The 6,368-nt window shown below is 35.7% G+C and carries 10 protein-coding genes and 1 tRNA gene; all 11 read left to right on the top strand.

What is annotated here, in order from left to right:
- Positions 1-29 precede the first annotated feature (29 nt).
- The 11 genes from AT575_RS06950 to AT575_RS06900 all read left to right on the top strand — a co-directional run bounded on the left by AT575_RS06950 (position 30) and on the right by AT575_RS06900 (position 6,360).
- Positions 30-103, top strand: a tRNA-Arg gene (locus tag AT575_RS06950).
- A gap of 72 nt (positions 104-175) precedes the next feature.
- On the top strand, positions 176-688 hold the full coding sequence (locus AT575_RS06945) for a sigma-70 RNA polymerase sigma factor region 4 domain-containing protein (protein WP_245871504.1): 513 nt from the start codon (positions 176-178) through the stop codon (positions 686-688).
- 81 nt (positions 689-769) lie between these two features.
- Positions 770-1,297 (top strand): YqeG family HAD IIIA-type phosphatase, encoded by a 528-nt coding sequence (locus AT575_RS06940; RefSeq protein WP_102777723.1) that lies wholly within the window; start codon positions 770-772, stop codon positions 1,295-1,297.
- A complete protein-coding gene (gene yqeH / locus AT575_RS06935; RefSeq protein ID WP_102777722.1) occupies positions 1,297-2,415 on the top strand; it encodes a ribosome biogenesis GTPase YqeH in 1,119 nt (372 codons plus the stop codon). The genes AT575_RS06940 and yqeH overlap by 1 nt, the downstream gene beginning before the upstream one ends.
- A 20-nt stretch (positions 2,416-2,435) precedes the next feature.
- Positions 2,436-2,744, top strand: a complete 309-nt coding sequence (gene yhbY / locus AT575_RS06930) for a ribosome assembly RNA-binding protein YhbY (RefSeq protein WP_102777721.1) — start codon at positions 2,436-2,438, stop codon at positions 2,742-2,744.
- A gap of 68 nt (positions 2,745-2,812) precedes the next feature.
- Positions 2,813-3,445 carry a nicotinate-nucleotide adenylyltransferase gene (locus AT575_RS06925; protein WP_102777720.1) on the top strand — a complete coding sequence of 211 codons (633 nt, stop codon included), beginning with the start codon at positions 2,813-2,815 and terminating at the stop codon, positions 3,443-3,445.
- Positions 3,442-4,035 (top strand): bis(5'-nucleosyl)-tetraphosphatase (symmetrical) YqeK, encoded by a 594-nt coding sequence (gene yqeK, locus AT575_RS06920; protein ID WP_102777719.1) that lies wholly within the window; start codon positions 3,442-3,444, stop codon positions 4,033-4,035. Before AT575_RS06925 ends, yqeK begins: the two co-directional genes overlap by 4 nt.
- On the top strand, positions 4,036-4,542 hold the full coding sequence (locus tag AT575_RS06915; protein ID WP_102777718.1) for a cysteine hydrolase family protein: 507 nt from the start codon (positions 4,036-4,038) through the stop codon (positions 4,540-4,542).
- A gap of 17 nt (positions 4,543-4,559) precedes the next feature.
- A complete protein-coding gene (gene rsfS / locus AT575_RS06910) occupies positions 4,560-4,913 on the top strand; it encodes a ribosome silencing factor (RefSeq protein WP_102777717.1) in 354 nt (117 codons plus the stop codon).
- A 57-nt stretch (positions 4,914-4,970) separates the two neighbouring features.
- On the top strand, positions 4,971-5,711 hold the full coding sequence (locus tag AT575_RS06905; protein WP_102777716.1) for a class I SAM-dependent DNA methyltransferase: 741 nt from the start codon (positions 4,971-4,973) through the stop codon (positions 5,709-5,711).
- Positions 5,712-5,733: 22 nt separating this feature from the next.
- Entirely contained in the window at positions 5,734-6,360 is a 627-nt protein-coding gene (locus AT575_RS06900; RefSeq protein WP_102777715.1) for a DJ-1/PfpI family protein, read from the top strand.
- Positions 6,361-6,368 lie beyond the last annotated feature (8 nt).

Here is a 6,368-nt window from a genome sequence, read left to right as displayed (position 1 = left end):
GGTGTATACTGATTTTAGAAATATAAAGAGCACCCTTAGCTCAACTGGATAGAGTACCTGACTACGAATCAGGCGGTTAGAGGTTCGACTCCTCTAGGGTGCATCTTAATTCATAGAACATGACATCGATGTCATGTTCTTTTTTTCCGTCTTTTTTTACAATGGAGCTACTATTGTGAAAGAAGGTGGTCTTATTAATCCAATTACTCAAAGTGAATTAAATCAGGCCTTTAATCTAGTTAAACCAATTGTTTATAAGTTAAGGCGGACGTATTATATTCAATTATGGGAGTTAGATGATTGGTTACAAGAAGGACGATTAGTATTATATCGCTTATTAGAAATGTATCCTGATTTGATTCTCATCCAAAATAGCCTTAAATTGAAAATATTTTTTAAAACAAAATTTTCTTCCTACATTAAAGATAGAATAAGACATCAGGAATCTTACAAGTGCCGTTTTAATCGCTTACCTTACGAGGAGGTTTCTGATATTTCACACAGAATTCCAGATAATGGACTTGTTATTGATGACATTGTTTGTTACCGAGCTGTACTAGAAGAATTAAAAGTTCACTTAGATAAGGATGACTTAAATAAATTAGATAAAGTGATAAGTGGACAACAATTTTCAGGAAAAAAGGCATTTCTTAGACAGCTCAAACCCTATTTTATTGATTTTCAATAGTTCATAATTATCCTCTTTGTCTGCATTACTTTTGTTTGGCAATATGGTATAATAAAGGGTAATTAAGAATTTGGAGAAAAAATGAGCATTGACGATTATAGGCCCACTTTCATTGTGGAAGCCGTTTATGATTTAAGAGCAGATGATTTATTAAGAAGTGGTATTTCAGCAGTCCTAGTTGACTTAGATAATACCCTTATTGCCTGGAACAACCCTGATGGGACTCCTGAAGTAAGAGCCTGGTTGGATGAAATGACCATGGCAGACATCACTGTAGTCGTTGTTTCTAACAATAATTATAAGAGAGTTGAGAGAGCAGTATCGCGTTTCGGGGTAGATTTTGTTAGTAGAGCAATGAAGCCTTTTTCGCGTGGAATTGACATTGCAATGAAACGCTATGGTTTTTCAAATGATGAAGTGATTATGGTTGGTGATCAATTGATGACAGATATAAGAGCAAGTCATCGGGCCGGTATTCAATCTGTTTTAGTTAAACCACTTGTTTCGACGGATGCTTGGAATACAAAAGTAAATCGTTTTAGAGAAAAACGTGTATTGAAAAAATTAGAAAATAAATATGGTAAATTTGTTTACCAAAAAGGAATTTAATGGAAGAATTATTTTGTATCGGATGTGGAATCAAAATCCAAACTGAAAATAAAGAGGAAGCTGGTTTTACACCAAATGCAGCTTTAAAAAAAGGCCTAGAAACTGGTGAATTATATTGTCAACGTTGTTTCCGTTTACGACATTACAATGAAATTACAGATGTTCATTTGACCGACGATGATTTTTTGAAGCTCTTACACGAAGTTGGTGACAGTGATGCCTTAGTCGTAAATGTGGTAGATATTTTTGACTTTAATGGTTCTGTTATTCCAGGTTTATCACGCTTTGTTTCTGGAAATGATGTCCTATTAGTCGGAAATAAGAAAGATATCTTACCAAAATCAACAAAAGACAAGAAAGTTAGCCAATGGTTATTAGAAAGAGCTCATGAAGAAGGCTTAAGACCAGTTGACGTTGTTCTCACTAGTGCACAGAATAAGTATGCCATTAAGGACTTAATTGACTCTATTAATAAATTGAGAAAAGGTCGCGACGTTTACGTTGTTGGTGTTACTAATGTTGGGAAGTCAACGCTAATTAATGCCATTATCCAAGAAATCACTGGTGATAAAAATGTCATTACGACGTCACGCTTCCCAGGTACAACATTGGATAAAATTGAGATACCTCTCGACGATGGGACCTTTATTTTTGATACTCCAGGTATTATCCACCGTCATCAAATGGCACACTATCTTAAGGCTAAAGACCTTAAATACATTAGTCCCAAAAAAGAAATTAAACCTAAAACTTATCAGTTGAATCCAGAACAATCCTTATTCTTAGGTGGATTGGGTCGTTTTGATTTTATTTCAGGTGACCGTCAGGGTGTTACAGCTTATTTTGACAACAATCTTACTATTCACCGAACTAAACTGGAAGGCGCTAGCGATTTTTATAAAAAACATAAGGGAACACTATTGACCCCGCCTGACCAAGAAGATGCGGAAACTTTCCCTGATTTAGTTTCTTATGAGTTTAATATTGACAGTAAGATGGATTTGGTCTTTTCTGGTTTAGGCTGGATTAGAGTCAACGGAAGCAAAGAGAATGTTCTGAAGATTGCTGGCTGGGCTCCAAAAGGTGTTGCTGTGCTAGTAAGAAAAGCAATTATTTAGAAAAATAAAAGGAAAATATCATGTTAACAAGTAAACAAAGAGCTTTTTTGAAAGCTGAAGCTCATAGCCTAAAGCCAATTGTTCAAATTGGTAAAAATGGCCTAAATAATCAAATTAAGACAAGCATTCGTCAAGCACTTGATGCAAGAGAATTAATTAAAGTAACCTTATTGCAAAATACAGATGAAGATATTCATGATGTTGCTGAAACATTGGAAGATGAAATCGGTTGTGATACTGTATTAAAAATTGGACGTATTTTAATTCTTTATAAAGTATCTGCCAAAAAAGAAAACCGGAAGTTATCACCAAAAGTTAAAGAGATTTAAATTAGCTATAAAAAATGTTGTTTTAAAGGCTTTAGGTGATTAAGATAGATTAGTATGTTGGAGAAATAATGGCTTTAGAACTTGTAACCCCCTTTACAAAAGTTGAATTAGAAGTAGAAGAAAAAGATTCAAATCGAAAACAAGTTGGTATCTTGGGAGGAAATTTCAACCCTATTCATAATGCCCATCTAGTAGTTGCTGATCAAGTGCGTCAACAATTAGGTCTTGATCAAGTCCTTTTGATGCCAGAATTTAAGCCACCTCATGTTGATACAAAGGAAACCATTGACGAAAAGCATCGCTTGAAAATGGTGGAATTGGCAATAGAGAATGTCCAAGGCCTAGCAATCGAAACCATTGAATTAGAACGTAAAGGCATTTCTTATACTTATGACACCATGGCCTTGTTGCAAGAACAAAATCCTGAAGTTGATTACTATTTCATCATCGGTGCAGATATGGTCAACTATTTGCCGAAATGGCATCGTATTGATGAACTTGTCGAAATGGTACAGTTTGTAGGTGTTCAAAGACCTAAGTATAAGGCTGGAACCTCTTATCCAGTGATTTGGGTTGACGTCCCTCTAATGGACATTTCTTCTAGCATGATTCGTGACTTCATTAAAAAAGATCGAAAACCTAATTATTTAATGCCACAGTCAGTCTTAGATTATATTGAAAAAGAAGGACTTTATAAATGAGTTACCAAGATTATCTTCCCTATTCCCGTGAGGAGCTTTTGGGGAAAATAGCCGAGCAGATAAGCAAGAAACGCTTTAAGCACGTACTAGGTGTTGAAAAGGCAGCAGTGACATTAGCTGAAAAGAATCAGTATGATCCTGAGAAAGCAGGATTAGCTGCGCTTCTCCATGATTATGCCAAAGAATGCTCAGACCAAGTTTTTATTGACCTCATCACTAAATATGATTTGGACAAAGACTTATTAAATTGGAATAATAATGTTTGGCATGGTATGGTTGGAATATATAAAATTCAAGAAGATTTACAGGTTTCCGATCCAGATATCCTAAGAGCCATTTCTATTCATACCGTTGGTGCCAAAGAAATGTCTTTGCTTGACAAAATTCTCTATGTAGCCGATTATATAGAGGAGGGGAGAGATTTTCCTTTAGTTGCTCAAGCTAGACAGATTGCTAACGAAAATTTAGATAAGGCAGTAGCCTTTGAAACCGTTAATACTGTTGCTTACTTGGCTTCGAAAGGTCAAGCCATCTATCCTCAAACACTGGAAACTTACAATGCATTTTGCCATTATTTGAAAGAAGGTTAGATGAAAGAAGCACTAATTATTATTGATGTTCAAGAACAATTAATTGCTGAAAAAACCTATCAATATGAGACTTTTTTGAATCAAATAGGTCAAGTTATTGACTGGGCTAGACAATCAGAACGAGAGATTATTTTTGTCCGCCACCAGGATGATTTTCTAATACCAGATACTAAGGATTGGCAGATTGCTAAACCTATAGAACCTATGCAGGATGAGCTTGTTTTTGATAAAACCTTTAACTCTGCTTTTAAGGGGACTGATCTAGAGAATTACCTCAATAATAAAGGAATCAAGAATGTCATCCTAGTAGGAATGCAAACGGAATACTGTATCGATGCTACCGTAAAAGTTGCTTTTGAAAAGGGCTTTAAGGTCACAATTCCTAGTGTACTTCACACAACAACTGATAATTCATGGATGACTGCACAAGAGACCATTGCATTTTACCAAGCTATGTGGCATGGTCGCTATGGACAAGTCATTTCACTCCAAGAACTAATGAAATAAGGAAAGAACAATTTTATATGAAAAAAGAAGAACTGTTAAACATCGTTGTCAAAGCCGCTGATGAAAAACGGGCCGAAGATATTTTAGCACTTGATTTAGAAGGCTTAACAAGTCTAACTGATTACTTTGTCATCACTAGTGCAACCAATAGTCGTCAATTAGAAGCTATTGCGGAAAATATTCGTGAGAAAGTGAAAGAAGTTGGCGGTGATGCCAGTCATATTGAAGGCGATAGCACAACGGGGTGGGTTCTTTTAGACCTTAACGATGTTGTTGTTCACATCTTCTCTGAAGAACAACGTTACCACTATAATTTAGAGAAATTATGGCATGATGCACCTGTTGTGGATGTATCAAGTCAATTGGTTTAAGATAAAAAACAAACAGTCTGTTGTGGGCTGTTTTTTAAAAATTGAGGATAGATTAACATGACAACTTATGAGACCTTTGCATCCGTTTATGATGCCATAATGGACGATTCTTTATACGATCTCTGGACCGACTTCTCGCTCCGCCATTTACCAAAAGAAAATGAAAAAAAGAAATTATTAGAACTAGCCTGTGGTACGGGGATCCAATCCTTACGTTTTGCGGATGCTGGCTTTGAGGTGACTGGCCTTGATTTGAGTCAAGAAATGCTCAACATTGCTCAAAAACGGGCCCAGGAAGCCCAAAAGGATGTTAGTTTCTTGAAAGGTAATATGTTGGATTTGTCTCAAGCGGGCAAGTATGATTTTGTCACTTGCTACTCGGATTCCATTTGTTATATGCAGGACGAAGTCGAAGTTGGGGATGTGTTCAAGGAAGTTTATGATTGCTTGAATCCGGATGGCGTCTTTATTTTTGATGTCCATTCAACATACCAAACAGATGAGGTTTTTCCTGGCTATTCTTACCACGAGAATGCAGATGATTTTGCCATGGTCTGGGACAGCTATGAAGACGAGGCACCGCACTCAGTAGTCCACGAATTGACCTTCTTTCTGAAAGAATCAGATGGTTCATTCTCCAGACATGATGAAATTCATGAAGAGCGAACCTACGACATCTTAACCTATGATATCCTCTTAGAACAAGCAGGCTTCAAATCCTTCAGAGTCTATGCTGATTTTGAAGATAAAGAACCAAGTGACAAAAGTCAGCGCTGGTTCTTTGTGGCAAAGAAATAAAAAAATTAACTGAGGAGTTTTGATGAAGATTGCATTATTAATTTATCCAGAATTTTCCTTATATGAAATAACACCTTTAACTGCAAAATTGACACTTCAATACCAGCAAAAAGTTGATATTATTGCTAGTCAAAAAATACTCTATCAAAGTGAGGATGGTTTCCAAGTTATGCCTCATTATTCAACTGATGAGATTGACTTAACAACATATGAACTAATTCTTCTAACAGGTACAATGGATCCATTTTCTGCAGTAAATGATCTTAATTTAATCAAGAAGCTTTCAAAAATAAGTTTGGAAAATACAGTTGTAGCCTCTATTTCATCCTCTCCGTTACTACTTGCAAAAGCAGGGTTGCTAGATACTTATAAATTTACAGCTGGAATCTATCGTAACTATTTTAATAGTTTTACTTGGTTGAAAGAAAGTAACTATTTACCTAGACTTTGTACTATTGATAGAAATCTGATAACTGCAATAGGTAGTTCTAAGGCTGTTCCTTTATTTACTGATTCAGTCTTAGCTAAATTACATTTCATAAATGAATTTCCTGAACTACCAAGTGAGGAAGCTTCATTCACATTAGATCAAAGAGAATATGAGTCAATGATAGAAGAAGTATTAGACTTATATCCAAACATTCGTTAACCAAGGAG

It is taken from the genome of Streptococcus penaeicida, from assembly GCF_002887775.1.
In the GTDB taxonomy this organism is placed as follows: domain Bacteria; phylum Bacillota; class Bacilli; order Lactobacillales; family Streptococcaceae; genus Streptococcus; species Streptococcus penaeicida.
Note: the sequence above shows the minus strand (reverse complement) of the source record. Positions and strands in the feature narration are given on the sequence as shown.